This is a genomic window from Paenibacillus sp. FSL P4-0184 (assembly GCF_038004625.1).
Classification (GTDB): Bacteria; Bacillota; Bacilli; order Paenibacillales; family Paenibacillaceae; genus Paenibacillus_AQ.
The window spans coordinates 3,105,103-3,130,258 of record NZ_JBBORN010000001.1 but is presented as its reverse complement, the minus strand read 5'-3'; the positions used below and the strand labels follow the sequence as shown (position 1 = coordinate 3,130,258).

General features: G+C 44.4%; 13 protein-coding genes. 3 read left to right on the top strand and 10 right to left on the bottom strand.

Annotated features, from left to right (window positions below; all coding sequences use genetic code 11):
• Nucleotides 1-46: 46 nt before the first annotated feature.
• The 5 genes from yunB to MKY52_RS13665 form a co-directional block, all read right to left on the bottom strand.
• A complete protein-coding gene (gene yunB, locus MKY52_RS13685) occupies nt 47-1,129 on the bottom strand; it encodes a sporulation protein YunB (protein ID WP_445670993.1) in 1,083 nt (360 codons plus the stop codon).
• 145 nt (nt 1,130-1,274) lie between these two features.
• Nucleotides 1,275-1,886, bottom strand: a complete 612-nt coding sequence (locus MKY52_RS13680; protein WP_076285278.1) for a TVP38/TMEM64 family protein — start codon at nt 1,884-1,886, stop codon at nt 1,275-1,277.
• Between the two features lie 264 nt (nt 1,887-2,150).
• Nucleotides 2,151-3,020 carry a glycine betaine ABC transporter substrate-binding protein gene (locus tag MKY52_RS13675; RefSeq protein ID WP_341051755.1) on the bottom strand — a complete coding sequence of 290 codons (870 nt, stop codon included), beginning with the start codon at nt 3,018-3,020 and terminating at the stop codon, nt 2,151-2,153.
• A gap of 15 nt (nt 3,021-3,035) precedes the next feature.
• Nucleotides 3,036-3,869 carry an ABC transporter permease gene (locus MKY52_RS13670; RefSeq protein ID WP_042191673.1) on the bottom strand — a complete coding sequence of 278 codons (834 nt, stop codon included), beginning with the start codon at nt 3,867-3,869 and terminating at the stop codon, nt 3,036-3,038.
• Nucleotides 3,869-5,065: a quaternary amine ABC transporter ATP-binding protein gene (locus MKY52_RS13665; RefSeq protein ID WP_042191675.1), complete on the bottom strand. Its 1,197-nt coding sequence runs from the start codon at nt 5,063-5,065 to the stop codon at nt 3,869-3,871. Before MKY52_RS13665 ends, MKY52_RS13670 begins: the two co-directional genes overlap by 1 nt.
• Before the next feature lie 259 nt (nt 5,066-5,324).
• Between MKY52_RS13665 and MKY52_RS13660 the strand changes: the two genes are divergently transcribed.
• Nucleotides 5,325-5,885 (top strand): GbsR/MarR family transcriptional regulator, encoded by a 561-nt coding sequence (locus MKY52_RS13660; RefSeq protein WP_042191677.1) that lies wholly within the window; start codon nt 5,325-5,327, stop codon nt 5,883-5,885.
• Between the two features lie 60 nt (nt 5,886-5,945).
• Here MKY52_RS13660 and MKY52_RS13655 read toward each other — a convergent pair whose 3' ends face one another.
• A complete protein-coding gene (locus MKY52_RS13655) occupies nt 5,946-10,841 on the bottom strand; it encodes a carbohydrate binding domain-containing protein (RefSeq protein WP_341051753.1) in 4,896 nt (1,631 codons plus the stop codon).
• 307 nt (nt 10,842-11,148) lie between these two features.
• On the opposite strand from MKY52_RS13655, the gene MKY52_RS13650 reads away from it, so the two are divergent.
• Nucleotides 11,149-12,165 (top strand): LacI family DNA-binding transcriptional regulator, encoded by a 1,017-nt coding sequence (locus MKY52_RS13650; RefSeq protein WP_341051751.1) that lies wholly within the window; start codon nt 11,149-11,151, stop codon nt 12,163-12,165.
• Between the two features lie 114 nt (nt 12,166-12,279).
• Here MKY52_RS13650 and MKY52_RS13645 read toward each other — a convergent pair whose 3' ends face one another.
• The 4 genes from MKY52_RS13645 to MKY52_RS13630 form a co-directional block, all read right to left on the bottom strand.
• Complete coding sequence (locus MKY52_RS13645) at nt 12,280-19,800, bottom strand: S-layer homology domain-containing protein (protein ID WP_341051749.1); 7,521 nt, start codon at nt 19,798-19,800, stop codon at nt 12,280-12,282.
• Nucleotides 19,801-20,254: 454 nt separating this feature from the next.
• Entirely contained in the window at nt 20,255-21,265 is a 1,011-nt protein-coding gene (locus MKY52_RS13640; protein ID WP_341051748.1) for a ketoacyl-ACP synthase III, read from the bottom strand.
• Between the two features lie 134 nt (nt 21,266-21,399).
• Nucleotides 21,400-22,113, bottom strand: a complete 714-nt coding sequence (locus MKY52_RS13635; RefSeq protein WP_076285284.1) for a DUF3153 domain-containing protein — start codon at nt 22,111-22,113, stop codon at nt 21,400-21,402.
• Between the two features lie 471 nt (nt 22,114-22,584).
• Nucleotides 22,585-23,982, bottom strand: coding sequence for an MATE family efflux transporter (locus MKY52_RS13630; RefSeq protein WP_341051746.1), 1,398 nt, complete (start codon nt 23,980-23,982; stop codon nt 22,585-22,587).
• Nucleotides 23,983-24,142: 160 nt separating this feature from the next.
• Between MKY52_RS13630 and MKY52_RS13625 the strand changes: the two genes are divergently transcribed.
• Nucleotides 24,143-25,024: a helix-turn-helix transcriptional regulator gene (locus MKY52_RS13625; protein ID WP_341051744.1), complete on the top strand. Its 882-nt coding sequence runs from the start codon at nt 24,143-24,145 to the stop codon at nt 25,022-25,024.
• Nucleotides 25,025-25,156: the final 132 nt, after the last annotated feature.

Genomic DNA, 25,156 nt, shown 5'->3' with positions numbered 1-25,156 from the left:
AAAGCAACTCTACCTATAGTCTATGAGCGGTTAAGCACGATATCCCTTAATTCCCTCCATTTACACCTTTGCCGCCTTCTTCTGTATGAGCTGCGCCTGTATTCGAAGAATTGGGTGCAGCTGGTGATGAATTGCTATCCTCTTGGCTATTCCCAGGGGTATCCTTGCTCTGATCTGATACTCCATTTTTATCTCCACTTACAGATGGTGCAGGAATAGCAATTCCCGGGGCACTGCTGCCATTAGCTCCGACAGGCTGACCCTGATTATCGTAGTAATACATAGGCACGTCTCCGACGACCATCAAATATGACACAGGAATTTCCGTATCCACTACTTGAGGCTCCATGTCAAAAGGAATAACCACCGCTACCTCCGTAACAATATGGATATAGACCTCAACTAAAATCATATTAATTCCGGCATTTTGCTGGCGAGTGCTGAGTTCAACCTTAACAGCACCTTGCGGTTCAATCTTGATCGGGATATCAGGTCCATAAGAGGCGATGAGAGGACTACCTAGTGCCTGACCGAGCGGAATATATTCTGTCTGATTATGCAAATCCTGTAACGTGGTCTGGATTACCTCTGCTGCTTGCGAAGTAATACGCATATGCTCCGCATAGTTCAACATAAATCCTGATATTTTCCCGTTCTTATCGGTCTTCCAATCAATTAGTTCCTCCGCATTTCCTCCGTTCGCAACTTGTGAAGTGATCGCTTTATTTATCGACTCTGTTGCGATTTGCTTCACACGAATTTGCGCTAAATGCAAGATAGGTGGCTTCATGTGCAGCTCCACGTATCGCAGTGCTTGTAGTACAAGTACAATCAATACCAACGATGCAATCAACCAAAATTTGCGCCGGCTTCTTGGCTTACGCGTGTTTCCGCCGGAAACGGTCATCTTTCTCTCTGCCCTACTGGATGATCTCATATGACTTCTACTTCGCTTAGCTTCAAAGCGTGCACTCTGTGGTCTTGCCGCTGCCCTACTAGGTTTTGACTTGAACGCGGAGCTTCTTCCAGAGTACCTCGGCGTCCCGCCCCCATTTATTTTTGGCAGCCGAAGCTGACCTAGATCAGGTAATCTTAGCCCTCGGTTCCCCCATTTTCTTAATCTCCCCATTGCGATAGTCCCTCCCACCTTACGCAGAGGTCAAGCCACCTCCACTTAGTTTAAGGTATTCGGAAAGAAGACAAAAAAGAAGAACGTTCCCTCCGGCGGATAATGCCAAAGAAACGTTCTTCATTTATTTGATGATCAATTAATATTAGTGCATTCTACTCCGTTTATCTTCCTGTAGATGGTCCCAGTGCCGCCGTATAAAGATACCGATTAGAATAGCGATAAACACGGCATACCAAGTAATATATCCATTCCATTCTTCCCTAGGGACGATTAAGCTTGAGCCGATCGTACCGAATAGCCAAATGTAGGACAGATTCCCAAGCACGGTTCCCCAAATAAAAGATGATGCTTTTATCGGTGAAACAGCGGACATAAAATTGATTACATTGTTCGGAATAATGGGAATCGTACGTAGAAGGACCAGCGTCCAAATTCCATATCGGTCCAAGTAACGCTGCCATTTGTCATACCTTTTCAGCTTGGACCTCCATTTTCGATCAAACCAATTGTAAAGATATCGTCGAATCAGGAAGTACATCAGTATTCCACCCAGATTACAAGCCAGCCAACTAATTATCATACCTCCAATAACGTTAAATACAGACACATGGAGGACAATCAAAATTACGAACGGAAAAAATCCTAATATACTCTGCAACAGCGCCAATGGAATCGTCACAAATAAAATAGAGGGTCCACTAAGGCCAAGCGTTTGCAGCAGCCAATCTATCCAGGTATTTATGGTCTCTGTCATGAAGCAGTCTCCTCTCTTGACTCCTTGCAGCAGCTGCCTCCTGATTTACTTCGCTAAAGCATAAGTGTGAGCATTAAAATATATGCAAAGTATAGATATTCCTTTGAATACTTTGCTTATATTCCCAAGAAAAACACCCCTTCCGGGGTGTTTTATTGAATGATTTTGCTTATGAAGTGCATTTGTAAAGAACAGTGGTTAGCGTACAAGTTACACTTTTGTAATCCATTGATTCTTCACATCATACCACAGAATTCTATCTACTTACAATTCTACACCTTGAATCCACGCATTCACTTTATCCGGGTTGTTTTCTACCCAAGTTTTAGCAGCTTCTTCTGGTGACTTCCCACCTTGAACCTCAACCATTACTTTCGCCATGTCTTCTGCTGTCCACTCGAATTGATCCAAGAACTTATAGACATTCGGCATGTCTTCTTTCAGACCTTGACGAACCATCGTATGGATTTGCTCATCCGCACCATATACACCTTTTGGATCTTCCAGATATTTCAGGTCCATATTGGCGAACATCCAGTGTGGTGTCCAACCCGTTACAACGATAGGCTCGTTGTTGTCATAGGCTTTTTGCAACTCCTGTGCCATCGCTGCCGATGAACTTTCTAGTAGCGTATATTCACTAAGACCATATTCCGCAATAGCCTTTTCAGTCGTCGTCATAATACCAGCACCAGGCTCAATTCCGATAATTCGGTTGCTCAATTTACCTGCCAGGTCACTGTTCTTCAAGTCTTCAATAGAATTAATATCCATGTACGCTGGAACCGCTAAACCAACTTTAGTTCCGTTCAAATTAGCACCTAAATCTTCGATTTTCGAACCATACTTCTCTAAATAAGCTGCATGCGTGCTTGGTAGCCAAGCTGCGACCATAGCATCCGCACTACCATCAGCAACCCCTGCCCACATTGGGCCTGCATCTACCTGCAGCATTTCAACGGTAGCTCCAAGCTTAGTTTCAAGTACTTCTTTAACAACATAAGTACTCGCAATTTCGGAATCCCATGCCACATAAGCCAATTTCACTTTTTCTGTACTAGTGGATGAACATCCGGCAATAACAGTAATCATCATAATCACTAACAAGAATAAACCTATATTCTTTTTCTTCATATCTATTTAAAACCCCTATCTCTGTTTTGGTTTTAGTGCGTTCTGCGTTAAACGGTCGAGTAGAATAGCTATAATAACGATAGCAATCCCCGCCTCGAATCCATCTCCTGTCTTAGCCTGCGATACCGCGCGGTATACATAGGCACCTACACCTTGCGCACCAATCATAGATGAGATGACAACCATCGAGAGTGATAACATAATCGTCTGATTGACGCCTGCCATAATCGTTGGCAGTGCGATCGGCAACTGCAATTTAACCAGCTTCTGAGTTGGTGTTGAACCGAAAGCATCGGCTGCTTCAACTAGCTCCTCTGAAACTTGACGAATACCGAGATTGGTCAAACGAATTGTCGGTGGAATCGCAAAGATGATCGATGCAATTACACCTGGAACTACCCCAAGTGAGAAAAAAGATACCGCTGGCAATAAATACACAAATGCCGGCATCGTCTGCATAAAGTCCAAAATAGGCGTAACTGTATTTCTAACCGCATTTCTCTGCGCACACAAAATACCAATCGGTACACCGATTACTACAGCCAATATCGAGGCGGTTAGAACAAGGGCTAAAGATTGCATCGAAGGTCCCCATAATCCGAGATTATCGATTAAGAGCAGTCCGATTACCGCAAATAAAGCCATGCGCCATTTCCCAATCCAATAAGACAAAGCTGCAATAAGTACGATAAGCACTAATGCAGGAAGGAAGGTCAGCGCACCTTCAATTGCAGAAACCATTCCACCGATTATTGTAGCGATAAAGTCAAACAACGGGCCACAATACGTAGTTAGCCAGTTTTCCAACCACTCGAGGGCCTTTCCTAAAGGCAGTTTTGGAATGTCCATTAAGATCCTTCTCCTTCCGGTACCGCGTTACCCGCGAGTGCGGAAAGAACGGCTCCCTTAATCACAATGCCCTTTAATTTATCCGCTTCATCTACGACGGCTACAGGCAAATGTGTTTCAGATATTAGTTCAAAGAAATCATTGAGCAGCGTTTCTGGATATACACGAGGGATCTCCCGCCGTGTAACCTCTAGGATGGATTTATTATCCTTTAGTGCCTGCGCTGCGTCCTCAGCTGTAATAACACCCAAGAGCTTGTTTTCTTTGTCTACCACATACAAGCTGAATATTCCGCTATCACGCATTAATTGAAGTGCTACCCGAGGTCCACGCTCAGGTCTAACCGTTTCCGGTTGCCGCATCACATGAGCTGCTGTTAGCACCTTGGACAAGTCCACATCCTCCACGAACCGCTCTACATATTTATTGGCAGGTTGAATGAGAATCTCTTCCGGTGTACCAATCTGCACGATAACACCGTCTTTCATCAATGCAATCCGATCACCAATCCGCAGGGCTTCGTCTAGATCATGAGTGATGAACACAATCGTCTTCTTCACTCTGGACTGCAATTCCAGCAGCTCCTGCTGCATGTCTTTACGGATCAACGGATCCAGTGCACTAAAGGCTTCGTCCATGAGCAGGATATCTGGGTCATTAGCAAGTCCTCTTGCTAGTCCCACACGCTGCTGCATCCCTCCGCTGAGTTGATCCGGGCGATGGTTCTCCCATCCCTTTAGACCCACTAGATGCAATGCCTCCATGGCCCGTTCAGTTCTCTTCTTTTTATCTACGCCCTGAACCTCAAGTCCGTATTCCGCATTCTCCAATACCGTCCGGTGTGGAAACAATGCGAACTTCTGAAACACCATGCCGATGTTCTTGCGCCGAAATTGCCGAAGCTCCTCCGGGTTCATTTTCACGACGTCTTTTCCTTTAAAAAGGACTTGTCCCCCTGTAGGCTCAATCAAACGGTTCAACAAACGAACCAACGTTGACTTACCGCTGCCGGACAATCCCATAATGACGAATATTTCTCCTTCTTCAATGCTGAATTCGGCTTTGTTGACTCCGACCGTCAACTTTAATTCCTGAGCGATCTTTTCCTTCGACCACCCTTGCTCTAATAATGGAATCGCCTTTCCCGCATCATGACCGAATACTTTGGTTAGCTTTTTCACCTCTATAATAGCCATGCCGTCCTCCTTCTCCCGAAAATATATCCGGGTTTAGTTCACTTATAGTAGTGTACCGGACTATTGAAAATTCATGCAAACACCATATACGGATAAAATTTAGTGTACAGTTTTAACTTTACGTACTTTATGTATAGAATACTCTGTTTTACACCAAATTCCTTTCTTCATGATTTCTTTACTTATGGAGGGGGATTTGATTACAATACATTGTATAAGGTTGCAGCAGTCTATCGACCTATTCCTCAGGAGGGACATCATGAACGATTTAGAAGGGTTAACACCCGAACAAATAGAGAAGATTAGTAAGGCCCGTGAACGCGTGATAGACTCTATCGGTAAAAATATGGACCTATACGGCATCACTTTATCCATTGGGCATTTATACGGTTATATGTATTTCAATCAAGGTCCAGTGACACTGGACGAGCTTAGCAAAACAATGGGAATGAGCAAAACGTCCATGAGTACGGGAGTCCGTACCCTCCTAGATCTGAAAATGATCGATAAAGTTTGGGGGAGAGGGACTCGCAAAGACCTGTTTACCACTGTGCCTGACTGGCATCAGAACTTCAGTGATTACTTCTCTATTAAATGGAGAAAAGCCGTCGAAGGAAATATGATTTCACTAGCGAAATCACTTGCAGAAATTAACGATATGAAAAAAGAGTATAGTGACGATAGTAAACTTATGCAGCTCTTAAATACAGATGAAGAGAAGATTACCGAATCCATTAATTACTACCGCTGGTTGCTAAAATTAATAGAATCCTTTGAGAATGGTAAGATCTTCGAATTTATCCCTAAAGAAGAATCTTAATTCCAAAACAAAAAAACGACAGTGCTCCTGTAAAAAGGAAACCACTGCCGTTTTTTTCGTTTAACTTTCGATTAAGCTTACATCATCCAAATAAATCGTGCTGCCCGCACTAATTTCACTATTCGTTTCCGTACTGTTCCCATCAATAAGCCCTAGTAAAAATACCAGATGAGCCCCTGCGTCTGTCGCACCGTTCATGGTAAATGTGTAGCTGAATTCTTTCATATTCTGGGTCAAAGCTATAAGCTCAGCTTCCAAATATTTGGTGTAGTCCCCGCCTTTATGCTCCACAGCTACCTGAATATTACGGTTTACCGTAGAACGGGCCTTAAACTTCAAGGTGTACATCTTTCCCTGAACAAGCTTCAGGTTTTCGTAATCCACTTGTGCGCTGTAGGCAGCTTGCCCTGTGCCCGTCAGGTCTATCGCAAATTCCCCATCTTTTACAGCAGCAGATCCAATTCCATCAAAATACTGACTCCACCCCTTGGAATCCACATCAAAGGTTCCATTATCCAGCGTGCCGCTTGGTGGTGTCACTGGCGGACCACCCTGTACCTCCCGGACCACAATATCGTCAAAAGAAATCGTATGTGGCGTACTGTTAGCCTTAGGATCAGCGCCCAGTGATTTGCCGATCAGATAATTCAGCTTCAGCGGATTGCTGTTAGACACCGTAAATTGTGCGCCATACGTTGCCCAATCGGCAGTAATATCAAACTTAGCTTGAGCGGAAGCTGCAGAAGTATTGGAGTATTCTAGGATGATCTGCCGCGGAACCGTTGATTTCGCCTTAAAGCTCACCTCATACGTTTTTCCGCCTTCCAGTGGGATACCCTCTTGGTAAAATTGTGTATGCCACGCCTCCCATCCTGCTGACGTAATCAAAATTTCTGCCACGCCATCCTTCACATCAAACGCAGAAACACCACCTTCTCCAGACCATGTAGACCACCCTGTCTTACCACTGCCGAACGAGCCATTTATGACTAGATTGTTATCGTTAGCAAGTACCGTCTGAAGCACATATCCATTTGCGTAGTGGTCAGCTTCTACAGTGATTGTATAGCTGCCCTCGGATGGAAATACTGCCGCATCGATTGTAATTTTTCCAGGCTGAATGGTGTACTGTTCGGTTTCAAGAGTTATACCATTAACCTTCACTGCAACGATTTTCTTTCTCCAATCCTCATGATCTATGAAGGTTAGCTCAATCGGCTGCGAAACTCTGTTATTGCTGCTATCACTTAGTAATTCCTGCGGTTTGGCCGGTGCATTTTTGATTTCAAATTTCACGTTATCAATGATAATATCATGGCTTTGAGGAATACTAATTCCCTCAACCTTTCCAAGCAGGAATTTAAGAGACAATGTGTCCTTACTGCCTTGACGGAATTCGAATGTGTAATGATTCGTTGCTGGTGTGAGCTCTACAATTTTTGTAAACGAAGCCTGATAAGACGCATTTTCAACATTCACACCGATTTTTCGGGCAATGGTTGAACTGGCATCAAACTCCAGCACATAATCTACTCCACTGGCAGCTTTCAAATTATTTTGAAACAACATCACGGAATATGGCTGACTACCCGTATTCGTAATGTTAAACTTCGCTGTTCCATCTGTAGCAGTAGCAGTGCTCTGTCCGCCCTGCTCCGTCAACAGCCGATCCCAGGCATGAAATTCAGTGTTGAATTCACCATTCACCAGCGGGTAGTAGACAAGTGATGGATCATAATAAAAGCTCGTGCGCAGCAACTTGAAGTTATCCAAGATGACTGTATCGGTAGCACCGTTCAGAAGTAATACAAATTGTCCCTCATGATCCGTTGCACCTGCAAGGTTGGTGAAGACTGCTTTTATTTCTTGTTCACCTTGGGCTAAGTTAACCGACTGCTGAGCATGTACGCTGCTGTCTTTTCCAAGAAGCTGAACTGTGGCAGTACGTGCAGAGGATACTGCAGCATTAAAGGTAAGCTCATAATCTTGGCCCTGTATGAGCTGAATTCCCTTCTGAAGCAATCGAACTTCGTCACTTTCGCTGCCGCCAATCTGCACATTCAGCTTGCCTTTGTCATCTACTTTAGCAGTGGCCGTTGCACCATTAGCTGTTTCTACATGCCAATAACTCATCCGATTCGGCTCACCAAGATCGAAAGTGCCATTGTACAGATGATTGCCGCTGCCAAGCGGTGCCTTCGGGCCATCATGATTGAACGGAATACTTTCTATCTCTTCGAGACGAACATTTCCGAACCAAACTGGTGAAGCATTAGTACCCATGTTGAACTCTATCCGTGCTGCAATATCAGAGTTCTCTTTCATTTGAAACATCGTTTCGTAATGGGTCATCTGGGAAGTCAGCTCTGCCTTAAGAGCTGGGGAATAAGCGGCAAAGCCACGTGATTCTCCCCCCGTTAATTTAATGCTAATATTACGTGAAACGTCTGTTTTAGCATCGAAGCTGAGCTTATAGAATCTGCCTTTAGCAACAGATACGATCGCTTGAGGTTGAACGGAATAAGCATTGCCTCCAGCATTACCGATATTTACCTTTACAAAGTTTTTTCCCCCAATCGGTACAGTGGAGACAGTAGCATCAGTTCCTGGTTCTTTAAACAAAACCCAGTGTGAAGTATTCGGTATGCCCATTCCATCATCTCCCGGAACCTGCTCCGTGAAGTTGTTGTTATAGACAAGGTTGCCGTCAGGAAGTGCTAGCTTTGAGCCTTCCAAGTAAGGTTCCTTATCCAGCATTACTGGTACCGGCTCACGATACTCACGGCCTGTCAATTCATAGACTCTGACATAATCAACCTGCATTGATTTTGGAAACACGGTTTCTGGTGTTGGATCACCATCAAAGTTGCCGCCAACAGCCAGATTTAACAGCAGGTGAAACTCCTGATTGAATGGTGCTGGATAAGCATTATTCGCAGGCTGCCCGTTGCTAATGCTGTACCAGTCATTTTTAGTCAAAAACAGATTACCGTCTACATACCAGCGAATTTCACCTGGCTCCCACTCAATGGAATAAGTATGATACTGTTCAATCGAAGTGTCTTTTGGAAATACATACTCTTTGCCGGAATATACATTGTTTGGCCATTCGCCACCGTAGTGAATGGTACCCGCTACCGTATTAGGACGGCTGCCCCAGCCTTCCATAATATCAATCTCGCCAGAGGAAGCCCAATTCCCGTACTCGTAGTTCTCCGGCAGCATCCAGATCGCCGGCCAGTACCCTTTTCCGGTAGGCGCTTTAGCCCGAATCTCAAACTTCCCATATTTCTTACTGAACAGACCTTTCGTTTTAAGTCGCGAAGAAGTGTACTCCTTGCCACTTACTGCTTCTTTACGCGCAGTAATCACTAGATTACCATCCTGTACCTTTGCGTTCTTCTCATCACTTGTATACCATTGCTTCTCGTTGTTGCCCCAACCTGGATTGTTAAATTGCGAACCATCTCCAAGGTCATAGGTCCATTTCGTAGGATCAATGCTTCCTTCATTGAATTCATCGCCCCAAACCAGCGTCCACGGATCGTTGGTTGGTGTTGGACCTCCATTACCAGAACTGCTTGAGGCTGAAGTTGCTACTGGCAGTGTCGTTTTACTAGTGTTTCCTTTCTTTAATGGCGAGCCGCCAATCGTTACTCCATCGGCTTTGTTATCTATTGAGGTTACGCTTCCGCTGCCTTGAATCGCTGTGCCTCCAGCGCTCGCAGTCAGGATTAACGCGGCCACCTGTGCATTGTTCTCCAGAGTCAATTGCGTTGAGCTGCCCACCGTAAGACTGGCAACAGTTCCTGAGATTCTTAGCAAAGAACCGCTGACTGCTGAGTCTGCCGAGCGAACCGCTGCAAATATCCCTCGAAGTGAGATAATATGAGGAACGACGTTCATCTCAACATCCCCAAAGCCCGCTCCCGTAAGATCGCTACTCTCTTCCAAGATAGCCCCGGATTGCAGCTGCACAGTACCCACAGCTGTTGAACCGCTGGCATAAATTCTAACCTTACCGTTAGGTTTGGCTACTTGAAGCGGCCCAAGTGAAGTATTGTGTAAGCCAATACTCTGCTCACCACCACCTCGTACAAACGTAGTCCCTGTTACCTTTACACCTTCAAGCTTCGCATTCCCTTCGGCAATCCCCTCCGTTAAATAAAGATTACCTTGGATGACAGTATCTTTAAGAACCACATCGGCATGATTAATGATTACATTGCCCTTTACTGTTCCAAGCGAAGTCTCTCCAGATTTTAAGATGAGTCCCGAAACCATTCGATCAGCAAGCTGAGCAAGCTCTGCACGTGTAATTCCGCCCTCAGGCTTAAACAAACCTCCAGGATAACCTTTAATAAAGCCAGCACTCGATAGGGCTGCTATCGCTTTCGCAGTTTCATCACTGACTCCGTTCAAATCAGTGAATGCTGCTGTGCTACTTTTGTCCGTATTGAAACGAAACACTTTCTCCAAGGATAGTGCCGCCTCAGCACGCGAAAGCGCATGTGAAGGATAAATATTGTTATTCTTATCACTGCTTAAATATCCAGCTGTAATCCCTTTGGCAATATCACTCTTATACCAGTCTGTAGCCAGCACATCCGCTGGAAGCTTATCCGATTGCTCCTGATAATTAAATATACGATTCATAATAGCCGCGAACTCTGCCTTTGTGACTTCCTTACCCGGTCGAAACGACCCATCGTCATATCCACTTATAATCCCATTTGCGCTCCAACGCTGTAATGGACCTGCAGCCCAATGGCTTGGAGATACATCCGTAAACGCTTTCAATACATCGATTGTTTCATTTTCCACTTTCGTTGCCGCTGAATCAGGTGAGTTTCCCTTTAATGGCTCTGCCGCTGAAGCATTCATGCTCCCAACCGGTGATAGCAGCCCGGTGACAAGGAGCATAGCAGCTAATGCTGCCGTGAAATTCCTCTTCATCCTAAACATCACTCCTCGAATTTCGTAATATTCGTAATTCAAGCGAAGAATCGAAATCGGTTTCGACAATGTTATTGTTGCTTAGATTTCCATATTTGTAAAGATATAATTTTGAATTTTTTCACATTATTTTTTTCGAAATATATCTCAGTATTAAAATATCCGTTTGACTTGTTTCGGCAATAAGAATAGACTTAAAATAACTGTTTTACTCTTCACTCCATTCAAAAAAACTCATAAATAACCGCTCTACTACAGTCTTTCCCCCATATTCCAACTATTAAGCGGAGGGTGGCTTATACTACATATGAATATCAAAATGATTGCCGAAATGGCAGGCGTTTCTGTGTCGACCGTTTCGAAAATTATGAATAATTACAGCGATGTTTCGGAAAAGACCAAGAAAAGAGTCCTGGAGATCATCGAGCAAACTGGATATTCACCATCCAACTCCGCCAAGACACTTGCAACCAAAAAATCAAATCTGATCGGTGTGATTTTCGCGGGTGAGCTTAATGTAGAATTTACGCACCCTTTTTTCGTTGAGGTATTAAACTCCTTCAAGAAACAGATGGGTGTACTGGGATACGATCTCATCTTCTTTTCAAACGAAAAATTTATTAGCAGCGGAGATTACTTCGCGCGCGCTGTCCATTTTAATGTGGATGGCTGTGTCATTATATCTGGACAGAAGATGGAGCCAACGATCCACGATCTGGACATGAGCAGTATCCCTTGTATCGGGGTAGATCTCGAACTAACAGGGAAGAAGTCAGGCTTTGTTATGTCAGATAACTTCCAAATATCCTCTAAGGTCGTAGAGCATTTTTACCTTCTTGGTTATAGGGAGCTTGGTTTTATAGGAAGTGCCGCGGATTCAGAAATATCCAATCTACGGGAAGCAGGATATACCAAAGCTATCGAAAGTTTCGGTCTCCCTTTGAACCGGCGTTGGTTTGTACATGGCGACGATTTCTTTGAGTCCAGCGGGTATACGGCTATGCAACAATTAATTCAAAGCGGCAGTTTACCAAAGGCCATTTTTGCTGCCTCTGATTTATTGGCTTTAGGAGCCATCCGTGCATTAAAAGAACATGACCTCCGGGTCCCTGAGGATATCGCCATCATCGGCTGTGATGACATCGAAGCCTGCAAATATACTACACCAAGACTGTCTACCATCCGTCAGAACAAACAACGACTTGGTATCCTCGCTGCCCATATGCTCTATGACTTGATTAACAATCAGTCAGGTGGCGGTTCATTTGTTGTGGAGCCTGTACTTATTGTGCGCGAGTCCTGCGGAAGCCAATTGAAATCTTAAGGTATAACATAAATAAATCCCCTCAAAGTTTACAACGTCTCAGACCTCGATAAGATGTCTAAGGCACTGTCTAACTTGAGGGGATTTTTCATGTAGGGAACTTACAATTTCATTTTAGAATTTCGCAAGTAGATTTGAAATACTCTGAGCTGCCTCGGCACGGGTTGTCATCGATTGCGGAAGGAAGTTACCATCCTGATGACCCGTCAGAAGCTTAGCTTCTAGCGCACCTTGTACATAGGTTACTGCCCAAGAACTAACTTTAGAGCTGTCATTAGTCGCATGGAATGAGCTTGCTTCCGGCTTAACGCCCGTACGATATGCATAGGCTCTTACCAGCATAGCTGCCATTTCCTCGCGGGTAATCTGTTGATTCGGGTTAAAACGATCCTCGGATACGCCTTGAATAATACCTGCTTCAAAGGTTGCATTGACCGCCTCTTCGTACCACGATCCAGCGACTACATCTTGGAATGAAGTCGGACGACTCGCAGTTAAGGAAAGCGCTCTGCTGAGGAGAGCTGCATATTCTGCTCTTGTGATGGAACCCGATGGGTTAAACATAGAGTCAGATTGTCCCTTCACAATTTGTTTAGCAGATAGTTCCTGAATAGTCTTGTATGCCCAGTGACTTTCAGGTACATCTCGATAGCTGTTTTGGAACGAAAGAACAACGTATTGGCTAAAATGATTCAAATCTACGGTAAGACTGGTTTTGGACGGATTCATCGTCCCCCCTAGATAGGTAAAGCTGCCATTTTCCTCAATACGATAAATACCCGCTAGAGCTGGATTGGTTCCATTTAGAATCGGTAGTGTTATCTTCACGGGTACTGGGAATTGCTTCAGTGAATATTTATTACCAGACTCATCTGACATGATTAATGAGAAGTCCATGATGTCACTAACCCGTGAATACGGTGTAGTTATTGTAAGTTGATTCGATTGAATGGCTTCCATCTTCAAAAGTATTGTTGCTGTCTTCGCAGTTGATGGCAGAAGCTTACGAAGCTCGTTCAATACTTTGGAGGACATAATGGCACGAACCCCATTCACTTGAATCTCTAGATCTCTATTGCCGATCTGATCGAGTTGATCGATCGGAATCATAACTTGATTCTTATCCGCTTGAAGCTGCAAGATGATGTTTCCTTCAGCACTCTTCGTTAAGAGTTCATCTGGGATAACAACCGCCCCTGCAGGCAGCTCCGGCTTCACCACCACTGGCGGCGTAACGCTTGATCCTGGGTTCCCCCCACCCGTTGGTGGTGTTGTCGAGGTATCATTTTCGCGCATAACAGCAATAGTGTAAATCTGTCTGGTTCCATCTTGAGCTGTCACAGTTACGGTGATCATATTAGTGCCGACATGTAAATCTCCACTGCCTGTTATCGATACAGTAGCCATAGGATCCGCTGCTGTATAGGTTACTCGCGTAACGGTTGTCGAGTAAGGTACAGTCAGTTCGTAGTTGTATTGCCCAGAGGTAAATCCACGAATCGTAGTTCCATTAACGCGAAGATCTACCAGATCTGCATTGCTTGAAGACTCCGCTTCAGGCTGACGCGTAATGATGATCGTATAAATATTTTGTAATCCGTCTTGAGCTGTCACGGTAACCTTCACGACGTTCCTACCAACCTCAAGGGCTCCACTACCCGTAATCTTAACTACGCTAGTCGGATCGTATGCCGTATAGGTAATATCCGTTACCGACGTACTATAGGGAACCGTTACGTTATAGTTCAACGTACTAGGTGCAAAAGCTGGTAGAGTTTCCCCATTCATTCGTAGATCGGACAGCAGAATTTGGTTAGGTAAGGATTCTGACTCACGGATGACGATAATGGTATACACATTCGAGCTGCCGTCTGGAGCTTGGACATGCACTTCCACCATATTCTCGCCTACTTGCAGAGATTTACCACCTATGACATGAACGCTTAGTAAAGGATCTGCTACCTTATAAGTGACCTCTGCGACCGAAACATTATTCGGTACACGAATCGCATAGTTCATTTGATCCGGTGTGAAGCCGATCAACGATTGACCGTTTACCTGAAGATCTACTAGTGTTGCCTGAGAGATCTGTACTTCTTTAGTTGCAGTGGTCAAATTCGGCATCGTTTCATGCCCTTTCGCATCTGCAATCATCGCTTGCGTAATTTGTACAGCAGTAGCCTTTTCTTGTGGTGATACTCGTAGCTTAAGAATCGGAGCATCAGCTTGAATGCCATTCGTTGAGGTTAGAATGATTCTTGTCATTCCATTAACCATCTCTTTGCGCATAATCTTAACGCCAGGTTGAGCCGGTTCAATCGATGAGAAGATGAGACTGCTGGAGTCTATATTCAAATCGATGGCTGTCACATCTGAAGTCTCATTGTTGATTGATACTTCATAACCGTTAACCTTTTGTGTAGCAGCATCAACTAATTTTGTGAATCGCAAATCTGCAGCACCCGATTGTTTCTGTTCGGTTTGAGGTATGAACATACCGTCAATGACATGAGAATCTCCAATGGATGGGTTCAGGCCAAGTGCAGTTAGAACTGTTGCAGCCAAGTCTCTTGTATTCCCACCTTGCAATAATTTTTCCTTCCCGTCTTCGGTGGCTACTGTTCTACCATTCGCCGCGAAGAAGATTGTGGTGGCAAGGGGCTCGTCTTGCCCATGACTTGTTGCCATGCCCAAAGTTCCGTCTGCATTCTCTTTACCCCCACCATGGTCAGGCAGCATGAGGATGAGCGTGTCTTCCAACAAATGATTGTTCTTTAAAGCATCATAGATGGTCTGGATGTTCTTATCCGTCTTCTTTATTTGCTCATAATACGACTTCGTATAGAATCCATCACCATGGCCCGCCCCATCCATATCATCCAATTGGAAGAAAATTAACGAGGTATCTTTCGCTTTGCCGCTAGCTGCGTATTGCGTGAACGCCGCTACATCAGCTTCATCTCCTAGGGAATAACCTTCGACACCAACAGAAGGTTCAATATGCCCCTGAACAATGTTGCTCCAGGTGGAGAATACCGTTTGTTTAGTAGCAGGCAATGCCTCCCTAATTTTTTTGAATACCGTTGGGTAGTCCCATGATTCACTGTATGTGTAGGCTGCGGTATCGTCATTATATAGACCATGCTTTTCATAACCAACACCATTAATCATCGAACCCCAGTTTGGGGATGAGCTGGAAGGTAAAGTAGTTTTAGCCGTATAGCTAATAGCTCCATGCTCGATAATGTTCCGAATGGCTGGAATTTGCAGGCGATCGCCTACCTTTTCTTTCTTGGAGCTAGGCGTCTCCCAATAAGGAGCATCCTTGGAGACCGCTACACCCCCACCATCAATCCCGATGACAACTACACGTTTATAGGGCTGGTATTGGGCTTGGGCTGCCATATCTGCCAGCTCTTCATCCGAAATGCCTTTCGCAAGTGCAAGGTCACCTATCGTAACATAACCATCTGCATTAAGATCTTCGGAAGCTTTAGCATGGATCTGAATAACGGCAGGCGCCGAATCAAATGCCTTAATCGTTAGTTTTGTTGATCCAGTATAGAAATCCGCATGCTTAACTTCAATGATGCCTTGGCCGGAAGCACCAAGCGTATTGAATTTGAGCTCCGAGATTCTGGACTTTGCATACTCCAGCGGATTCTCGATGTTATAGACATTACCTCCTGGCAGTTCTAGTCTAACGATACCAGGGGTCGAAGCGTCTGTCTTCGTTGCACGAGATGCGCTGACAAATTCGAACTGTTCTGGATCATAAGCTATCTCAACGACAGCTTTGTCCACTTTAGTCGTCATATCAGGTGTACGCAGATCTAGATTATATCGGAATTGCGTACCTTGAACCGTGTGCTTAGCTCCGATCAGATTTAATGAACCTGAAAAATCCTCAATGGAAGCAAGCGGCGGAGCACTGTTATACATATTAGAAACTTCCTGCGCGGTTAATGTTCTTCCATACATATGAAGCTCATCAAGCTGTACTTGCAGAGCATTGCTGTAATTGCCTGTACCATCATTTCCGATCATGGTTGACAATCCTGTATCCAGCGTACCCGTTCGACCTGCAATGGTCATGGTACTTGCTATACCCTGATAGTTCGTGCCATTAACTTTGGTCACATTTACAGGAACACCATCTTTATAAAAATCAACTCGCCCTGAAGCACGATCATGCGATATGGCGATATGATGCCAGGTGCCGTCTACAACATTTGGAATTTGGGCATCTGCACGCGATTCGCCGGATGTATTAAAGTTCCATTGGAGTGCACTTCCCTTCAGCGCTAAGGCGTAACCTACATTTGCACCGGAATCCCAATTTTTGTTGGATAGAATCGCAGGGTCTCCTGAGACAGAAGGCGATTTAACCCAAAATGCGAACGAGAAGTTCTTGTCCTTGCCGAATTGCAGACTTGTTGGCTTGCCAAGATCAACATATTGCAGCGCTGAGCTCTTGGAATCGATACTCAAGGCTTGTCCGACGCGACCTTTCACGAACTGTGGATCTTTAACCGGTGTTGCCGGTATAGCATTTACAGATTGATCCTCCAAATTATTCTCGAAGGACATCTGTAGAAGTGTATCCGCAGAGAGCACTGAGCTACCAGTAAAATCGATTTCACTCATACTGGTGAATAAAGCGGTTGGGTTATAGGTGCTCGTGACAACAAATTTCACATATCTACCTTGTATCGCTTTATCCAGAATATTGAAGTCTTGATAGCTCGTGCCTTTCCAGGTTTTCTGGAATATGCCGATCGCTTTATTCGCCGGATTGCTCAGGTACGCCGGATCGGTCAAATCCGATAATTGATCCGAGGCGTAGAGTTCAAAATCCTTTGGAAATTCCAGAGCCGTCTGACTTAAGCGGCTAGTGCGCCCAATACCAGTTAAGTTCTTACTGCCCTTCATGTCGATTATCACCCAATGTGGAAATGAAGCGACAGGCTCCTGCCATTTTGAATGCCAAATCGTAGCCGTATCGTTATCTAGGATGTTCGCAGCATTGGCATTTTCATTGTCCGCATAAGAACTAAAGGAGTTGATAGTGAATGCGTTCTTAGGAATAAAGGAATATATTGCTGCCTGTTGTATTTTTTTATAGACCCACTGAAGCTCGACATAAGCAAGGTCAATTTCGGTTGGGCTATTACTTGCCGTCAGTTGTCTGGCTTTCTGAAGTTGGTTCGCAAGCTCGTCCAGCTGGTCTTTCGGGTAAGATACACCACTGACTTTATCGCTGTTCTTTTGGAAGGATGCAGCGTCATGAATTAATGTGGTGAGCTGTTCAAAGGTAAAGAGCTGAACACCCTTATAGGAATCCGACAATGCTTTGTTTTCCGTGGCTGTGAGCGATCTCTTCCAGATTCTCAGATCATCTATGGTAATCGTTGCTCCGCCATTTCCTTTGTTTCCATCCACACCAATCAGCGTGTTAAAGGTTGTATCTACACTTTGAGTACCAAGCGAGGCAATACTCCCCGATGCCTTCTCCGTCCCATCTACATAAACTTTTGCTAAGTTGTTTGTTCTGTCCGCTGTAATGGTAAAGAGATGCCACTCCGTTCCTACACTTGATGCTGTAATATCCGCTCTTTTCGTTCCATCACTAATATTTAAGGTCATACCATTGGTGGAGGCAGGTCCAATATACCAACCTAGATTACCGCCACTATTCCAGTTTTTATTGGAAAGGATAGTCTGATCCCCGGAAAGATTGCCTTTGTGCCAGAAAGACACGGTGAAGCTTCCTGCTCCGAATTTCAAATCATCACGTTTGCCCAAATCAATATAATTACTATTACCCGCTGCAATGAGCGCAGCTTTATTGGATTTACCATCGACATACGTTACATTGCCTGCTAGACTTGCAAGCCCTGTCACGTCTTTAGCTTCATCGGATAGGTTACCATCCAATCTCATATCGACAACTAGATCCTTCCACATGGTCGATGGATCAATTGGCGTCAGTTCAGGTGCTTCATTGCCGGCTGTGAACGATTGCTCTAGCGTTGCAGAGCGATTCCCGTAGGCATCAACAGCTGTCACTTGAACAATGTATGAAGTTTGAGGTGCAAGTCCTTCGAGTGGAATATTCATTGCATTCGGAACCGGGGAAAAGTAATAGTCAGAGAATACATTCACAGATTTGCTGCTAACTCCAGACCTTTTATCGATAACATTGATTTCATAATGATGCATAGATTGATCATCTTTCGCTTGCTTAAAGGAAAGTAAAGGTACCGTATCCTGATTCGTTATATCGAGTTCACTATTGAATACAGGAGCAACCTTATTACGGTTAGCTGTAGTGTACTTGAAATTGCTCTTAATTGCTTCATTCGTCGAGCCTTTTAGCTGAATGACCCACTTGTCTCCAGCAACTGTACCCGCACTGTTGAATGGAGGCTGCGGCTCAGCCGTCCATTTACCGTCTGTGTAGATATCTCCAGGATCTGCGTTAAACGCAATCCGATCCACCTCAACCCGATCCGCATATACCTCAACGAAGTCGGCCTGACTGACAGGAAATTCAAAACGTCCTTCAAGTCCCTTCTTAGTCACTTGGGAGTAACCGCGATCGGATTCAATGTAAGACATGGAGCCAAGGTTAACTGAAGTGAAATCCTTCTGGTAAATAGAGCGATCATCACTAATATTCAGATGGGAATGTCCGGAGAAGGTAATCACTTGAGGATAGTCTTTGAGATCCGTATAAAGATTAGGATTCGATGCCTGTTGCCCATCCATTACCGTATTCGATATAGGTTGGTGCACATTCACGAAGATGGGGGTATTCTGATTCTTCGGATCAGCTGTAAGTTCTGCAAGTCTACCCTTTAGCCAATTACGCTGACCTGTATCTGAGTTGTAGTTGTTCCCGTTTAAAAATAAGAAATGATAGCCACCGATTTCAGATTCATAATAGCCATTCGGCTGGCTTGTGAACCAGTCCGTGGGATAATGTTCGTTGACTTTAGCAACGGTGGAATCGTGGTTACCTATAGCCATTCGGATCTGGGTGTTATTCCACTGCTTTCTAGCTAAATTTTGCTCAAAAATTTCCCGAACCATCACATGGTCATTAGGCTTGTCGTTCCCATTATCATTAATCATATCGCCAACGACGAGTATCGCATCCGGGTTCGGGAAAATCGACCCTATCGTATTAAAGAATTGGGTATAACGTGCATCTGCTGAAGCATGTGAGCCCACATGTACGTCTGACATCGCTACAAACTGGAGCAATGGCTTTTCTTTGGTCTTGATGATATAAGAGAAGGTTACTCCTTTACTTGCCACACCACTTTTGATCGCAATGGCTGACAAATTCGTTGTTTTGGAGATCGAGATCGACCCGTTATATTTCAAACTATGAACATCCGGAAGCGTGCCGTCGAGTGTATAGTAAATGTCAGCATTCTGCGTTGCAGTTGTGAGGTGGATCGTCTGTGCTTCTTCATATCGGCCGGTGGGTACAGAAGTCGTTGGTTGATCTACAGATAGAATCTCAGATTCTTCAGCTGCAAACACAGGGGTGATATTCGGCATCGTAGAACAAATCACTGTGAGTGCCAGTAATAATGCAACAAATTTCCTACCTTTTCTGTACAAAATCATCTCTCCCAAGCATTATTTTATAGTTTTGAATCACATGAAAACTCTCCATCAACAGATGAGCTAGCTCCCCTTATCTCGGATATATTCGATAACTCCTCCTTTCTTCATCCCATTCAACCCATACTTTTTTTGGGTAGACTGGAGTCTGCTGTGTATATTGTAGGTATGGTTTATTTGCCTAGCATTAAATATCTGTAAAATTCAAAAGATGCATCCAAAGACTGTGATATGGGTCGAAACGCCCAACTCAATCCCAAAAGATGCCTAATAAATGAATAACATATGCATACCATTAGCCGAATATGATCACAAAAGTAGCCTAATACATGCATAATACATGCCCAAAAATACTTTTAGTAATGAAACAAAAACGACCGTTCCTCGAAAAAATACCGAGAAACGGTCGTTGCTTTAACAAAGTTTTATTATTTATGTTTACCTGAACAACTCACAATAAAGTCGGCTCCCCTGCTTGATCATCCAAGTTCAGCTCTACCAGTTGACCGGCCTGCGTCAGCCCCGCACCAAAGCCATACATCAGAATCTTGTGCCCGTTCTTTACTTTGCCTTCACGAATGCCCAAATCAAGAGCTAAGGGAATTGTTGCGGCAGAAGTATTGCCAAAATTCACAAGACTATGCAGCACTTGCTCCATCGGATAGTTCATACGCTCGCAAATCGGCTCAATCATTCTCATATTTGCGCTGTGTGGAATAAACCAATCGACTTGCTCCAGACCCACTTCTGCTTTTTCAAGCAGCTGCTGTACACCGAGAGGAACGGTTCTGACCGCCCAGCGAAATACCTCGCGTCCGTTCTGTACGAGCATCTGTGTATCTACCAGTTCAATATTATTCACCGTATGGGCTAGACCCGTGCGATACACATGATGCGCGCCGCTGCCATCACTAGCTAGCTGAAAGCCTAAAAATCCCGTCGATTGCTTATCACTCTCCACAAGCACTGCACCGGCCCCATCACCAAAAAGGATACATGTACTGCGATCAGTATAATCTGTAATCTTGGAGATTGTATCCGCACCAATCACTAGAACCTTACGGTGCATCCCTGAAGCAACATAGCTATGAGCTGTATGAAGTGCATATACAAAACCCGCACAGGCTGCGCTCAAATCTATAGCTCCTGCAGTCTGCGGAATATTTAAGCGGTCTTGAATCAAAGAAGCTACTGAGGGAAAGGAAAAATCAGGTGTACTAGTAGCTACAAGGACCATATCCACATCCTCAACGTTTTTTCCATAACGTTTCATTAGATCCTGTACTGCCGATACACATAAATCACTTGTGTATTCATCCTGCCGACTAATTCTGCGTTCACGAATTCCAGTCCGCCCCACAATCCACTCATTATCAGTATCCACCATCTGCTCAAGATCGGCATTCGTCAGTCTTTTTTCCGGGACATAAGTTCCGATAGCTGTAATTTTTGCACCTGTCATTCCAATCACCTCTTCATTTAGTATCTGATATTAGTACTTGGTACTAATTATAACTCTACACCTGCTATAAAGTAAAGAAAGCCGGTAAAGCAGCATGGCTTCCCGGCACTCACTATCAATACATCTCGAACCACTTAAGCACGATTTACTTTACGGTGTTTTCTTTTTCTGACGAAAAATAGAATCGCAGCAATGATCACCACCACTAGGATGATTAACACAATCACTATATTCCATACATTTGGCACATAAAGCTGCATTTTGATCGGCTCCGTATCCCCCAGGGTAACATTCCAGGTAAGTGTTCTGCCTTCATCAACAGCTGCATTATTATCACCAATTAGATCTATTGGCAACGTTAGTTTAAAATCAAATGCCAAGTTTTTCAGCACCGCCCGAATAATCGGCTTTGATAAACTCAATGTCCCCATGTTATCCATAATGGTATCCATATAACTATTAAATTGAGGCTGTGCCTCAACATCATACGTGGTATATAACAAGTTCTTTTTAGTAACGAGCTGTAGATCCACAATATCCAGCCCCATAGAGGTTGAACCTATATCCTCAAATGAAGCATAATTTTTCTGAATTTCATAGACTGTAGACTTACCTTCTTGTCGTTTTTCTAGCTGAATCCCTTCCTCCTTCAATTTGTCTGTCAGACTCTTCTCCATTTTATCGTTGATCAATGCTTCTGTTCGGGAATCCAATTTCACATTCATTGCTAAATCTACGCTTTGATTCTTATTCACCGTGACGTGAACGGTACCATTAGAACATCCCGATATTAGTATCATCATTAAGAGCAGTGTTAGGATCGTCAAGCCTCTCCATTTTAACGGCATTTTCCTCAAACCCTTCAGTAGTATGTATTCATAAAACAGGTACCCATGCTCTAAAGGCTAACTCATTTATATCATAGAATCAAATTCTATATGAATGAATAATCAAATTTCAGAACCATCAAACTTAAATTTTATACTCGCACAAAAAAGAGGCTAACCCTTAAGTAATTATTTACTCATAGGTAGCCTCTCTCCAAAAACATCACACAACACCCATAGCTCGGTGGGCGATTGCGCAGCAGATGGGGATTGGTGCTTGGCGCACTTAGGGTGCTCAGTTATGCTTGGAATGCTTGATATTTGTTGTCGCTCAATGTTACTTGCAGTTCTCAAACTTTCTATTGGACTCCAGAGTCGCTATTTTCGAAAAAACGGCTCTTTTGGGCAACTATCGGACCCCAGAGACACTATTGGTGCAAAAAGACATCATTACACTCCATTGCCCACCATGGTCGGCTTATAGAGTCCCGCTCATATAGTTAACGAAGTACTCCTTTTCCCGGCTCCATGTAGTGAGGCATTCCCTTCACTCAAACCGATATCCGCCTGACGGATAACTTTCCTCCCTCTCCAGCGCATTAGAACAAGCATCCCCCGCACAAATTCATCAGCAATCATACAGCAGTAGATCCCTGTGAGCCCCCAGCCTAAGCTGATTCCAAACCAGTAAGAACATCCCACTCCAATAATGGACATAGACACGATGGAAGTATACATCGTATAACGGGTATCGCCGATGGCGTTCAGCGCATTACCCATGCCCATATTCAGCATTTTGCAAGGTTGCAGTAGGAGATTTAGGGCCAGTAGGGAAATCCCAATCGCAATAATCCGCGAGTCGGAAGTAAAATAACCTAGTAGATTCCTGCCGAAAAGAAATAGCAGTAACATGTTCGCTGATACAATAGCCAAGCCGATATACAGCGTGCGATATGCACTACGATAAGCCTCTTTCAGCTTCCCTGCCCCGAACAAATGCGCGATCTGTATCTGTCCAGCCAGCGCGATTGCATACCCTAACGTGAAGCAAAAGGACTCTAAGGTGTTGAGATATGTCCGTGCGGCTAACGCTTCAGCCCCCAGTGCGGCTAGAAAGGAATAGACAATCAACTGAGAGAACACCCAGCAGGAAGAATTAATCCCTAGAGGCCAAGCAATCCTTATAATTTCCTTGAATAGCTTACCGTTGAATATACGGAAGTCCCTAAGTCTAATCTTAATCTCGAAGGAACCTCTAAACATGGTATACAGCATGATCACACCGACCAGTCTACTGATAATACTTGAGATTGCGATTCCCGCAAGCCCTAGCTGTGGCAGACCGAACATCCCGAATATAAAAGTATAGTTCAGAATAATGTGAATGACATTTATGATGACCCCTGTGTACATTGGTCCTCTGGTGTTCCCTGTATTACGAATTGCTGTTCCAAGGGAAGCAATCATCCCCACCAAAAACAGACCTCCACCGACATACGAGATATAGATATTGGACAGTGATAATAGCTCAGGCGATATATTTAGAATCCCCGCTATTGGACCCGCATAGAAGAACAGGATGATACTCACGACAATACCAAGAATGAGACTAACCGATACGCCCATAATTGCAATCGTACGCGCTTCGCTGAAACGTTTTGAACCCATTCTTTGCGCGATCAGGATCCCCGCCCCGCCCGCAAAGGTGGTAAAAAGTGTGGTCAACGCACCGAACAATTGATTGGAAATGCCGACTACGGCGACTGCATCGTCTGAAATACGGCTGACCATGAGTGTATCTACCGTACCTAGCAGGGTCTGAAGAAACACCTCTATAAATATAGGCCAAGCCAATACCCATAGTCCAAAGCCCTGTCTTTCTTTTTTCACTAAATAAACCTCCCCTTAAACCAAACATGCATACTGGACCTAAGAAACAGCATATTTTTTCTTTAGGTCAGACTAAATTATAGATGATATACTTTTGGTGATGGTACAGATTTCAAACCAATAATTTCATTATTTCAACCTCATAAAAGGAGATCTCTCCATGAACATTATTAATTTTACCGTCCCGCCAATGCCCTATTATATCGTAAGTGGATTGCACACCTTCTCACCAGGGCATTACCACATGAGCCGCCACAATATCAAGGTTTTTGACTTACTTGTAGTCAAGCAGGGCTGCCTATATATGAATGAAGGAGGTCTCACCTTTCAGGTACGTGCAGGTCAGGCACTGCTTCTTCGTCCAGATAGCCATCATTTCAGTACGGACAGCTGCAAGGAACACACCTCTTATTATTGGCTGCATTTTCAGACAGTGGGCGATTGGAATATCTCCGAGGCTACGGCTACAGCACCAGAGACAGAACACACCAGAGTGGAGCATCCTCTTCATTCAGACGAATTTAATATACGCACTTTTACCTTACAGCTGCCCCAATATACCTCTCTACTGCAACCGTCCAAGATGGAAGAACTGCTCTCGCAGCTGAATCAACTAGCGCCTAATTCCCATTTGAGCGATACTCCATTTCAGCAGCAGCTGCTATTCCAAGAGGTTCTCCAGCAATTATCTGCCTCTCTGCGCCATGAGCGTCCCTCTCCCTCCAAAATATGTGCAGAGCAAGCTGCCTCCTATTTGCGCAGTCATTTCCGTGAGCGCATCACAGCACAGCAGCTAGGGGAGAACCTGAACTTTCATCCTGTATATATCGCTCGTTGCATGAAAAAGGAATACGGCTGTGCACCTATGGATTACCTGCTGCACTACCGAATTCAGCAGAGTAAACTATTGCTGATGCAGACCAGTTACACGATTGCCCGGATCGCCGAGGAGGTCGGCTTCAATCAAGCGCCTTACTTCAGCTCCAGCTTCGTCCGCATTGAGGGAACCACTCCGCGGGAATTCCGCCAGCGCTTCTCGTAGTCTCCCTTGAATGTAAAAAGGGTTAGCAATTATTAATAACGATACTACTTAACTACTCTATCAATAAGGCAGGCTACCGGTAATTTGCGGTGGCCTGCTTTTTTTGATAGAGATTCATCTAAAGCGAGTTTC

What these genes read in the sequence shown, in the direction of transcription:
- MKY52_RS13660 (WP_042191677.1), top strand. Translation starts at nt 5,325, where the DNA reads ATGAACGATTTAGAAGGGTTAACACCCGAACAAATAGAGAAGATTAGT.
- MKY52_RS13665 (WP_042191675.1), bottom strand. Translation starts at nt 5,065, where the DNA reads ATGGCTATTATAGAGGTGAAAAAGCTAACCAAAGTATTCGGTCATGAT.
- MKY52_RS13635 (WP_076285284.1), bottom strand. Translation starts at nt 22,113, where the DNA reads ATGCCGTTAAAATGGAGAGGCTTGACGATCCTAACACTGCTCTTAATG.
- MKY52_RS13680 (WP_076285278.1), bottom strand. Translation starts at nt 1,886, where the DNA reads ATGACAGAGACCATAAATACCTGGATAGATTGGCTGCTGCAAACGCTT.
- MKY52_RS13655 (WP_341051753.1), bottom strand. Translation starts at nt 10,841, where the DNA reads ATGAAGAGGAATTTCACGGCAGCATTAGCTGCTATGCTCCTTGTCACC.
- MKY52_RS13670 (WP_042191673.1), bottom strand. Translation starts at nt 3,869, where the DNA reads ATGGACATTCCAAAACTGCCTTTAGGAAAGGCCCTCGAGTGGTTGGAA.
- MKY52_RS13640 (WP_341051748.1), bottom strand. Translation starts at nt 21,265, where the DNA reads ATGACAGGTGCAAAAATTACAGCTATCGGAACTTATGTCCCGGAAAAA.
- MKY52_RS13625 (WP_341051744.1), top strand. Translation starts at nt 24,143, where the DNA reads ATGAACATTATTAATTTTACCGTCCCGCCAATGCCCTATTATATCGTA.
- yunB (WP_445670993.1), bottom strand. Translation starts at nt 1,129, where the DNA reads ATGGGGAGATTAAGAAAATGGGGGAACCGAGGGCTAAGATTACCTGAT.
- MKY52_RS13650 (WP_341051751.1), top strand. Translation starts at nt 11,149, where the DNA reads ATGAATATCAAAATGATTGCCGAAATGGCAGGCGTTTCTGTGTCGACC.
- MKY52_RS13675 (WP_341051755.1), bottom strand. Translation starts at nt 3,020, where the DNA reads ATGAAGAAAAAGAATATAGGTTTATTCTTGTTAGTGATTATGATGATT.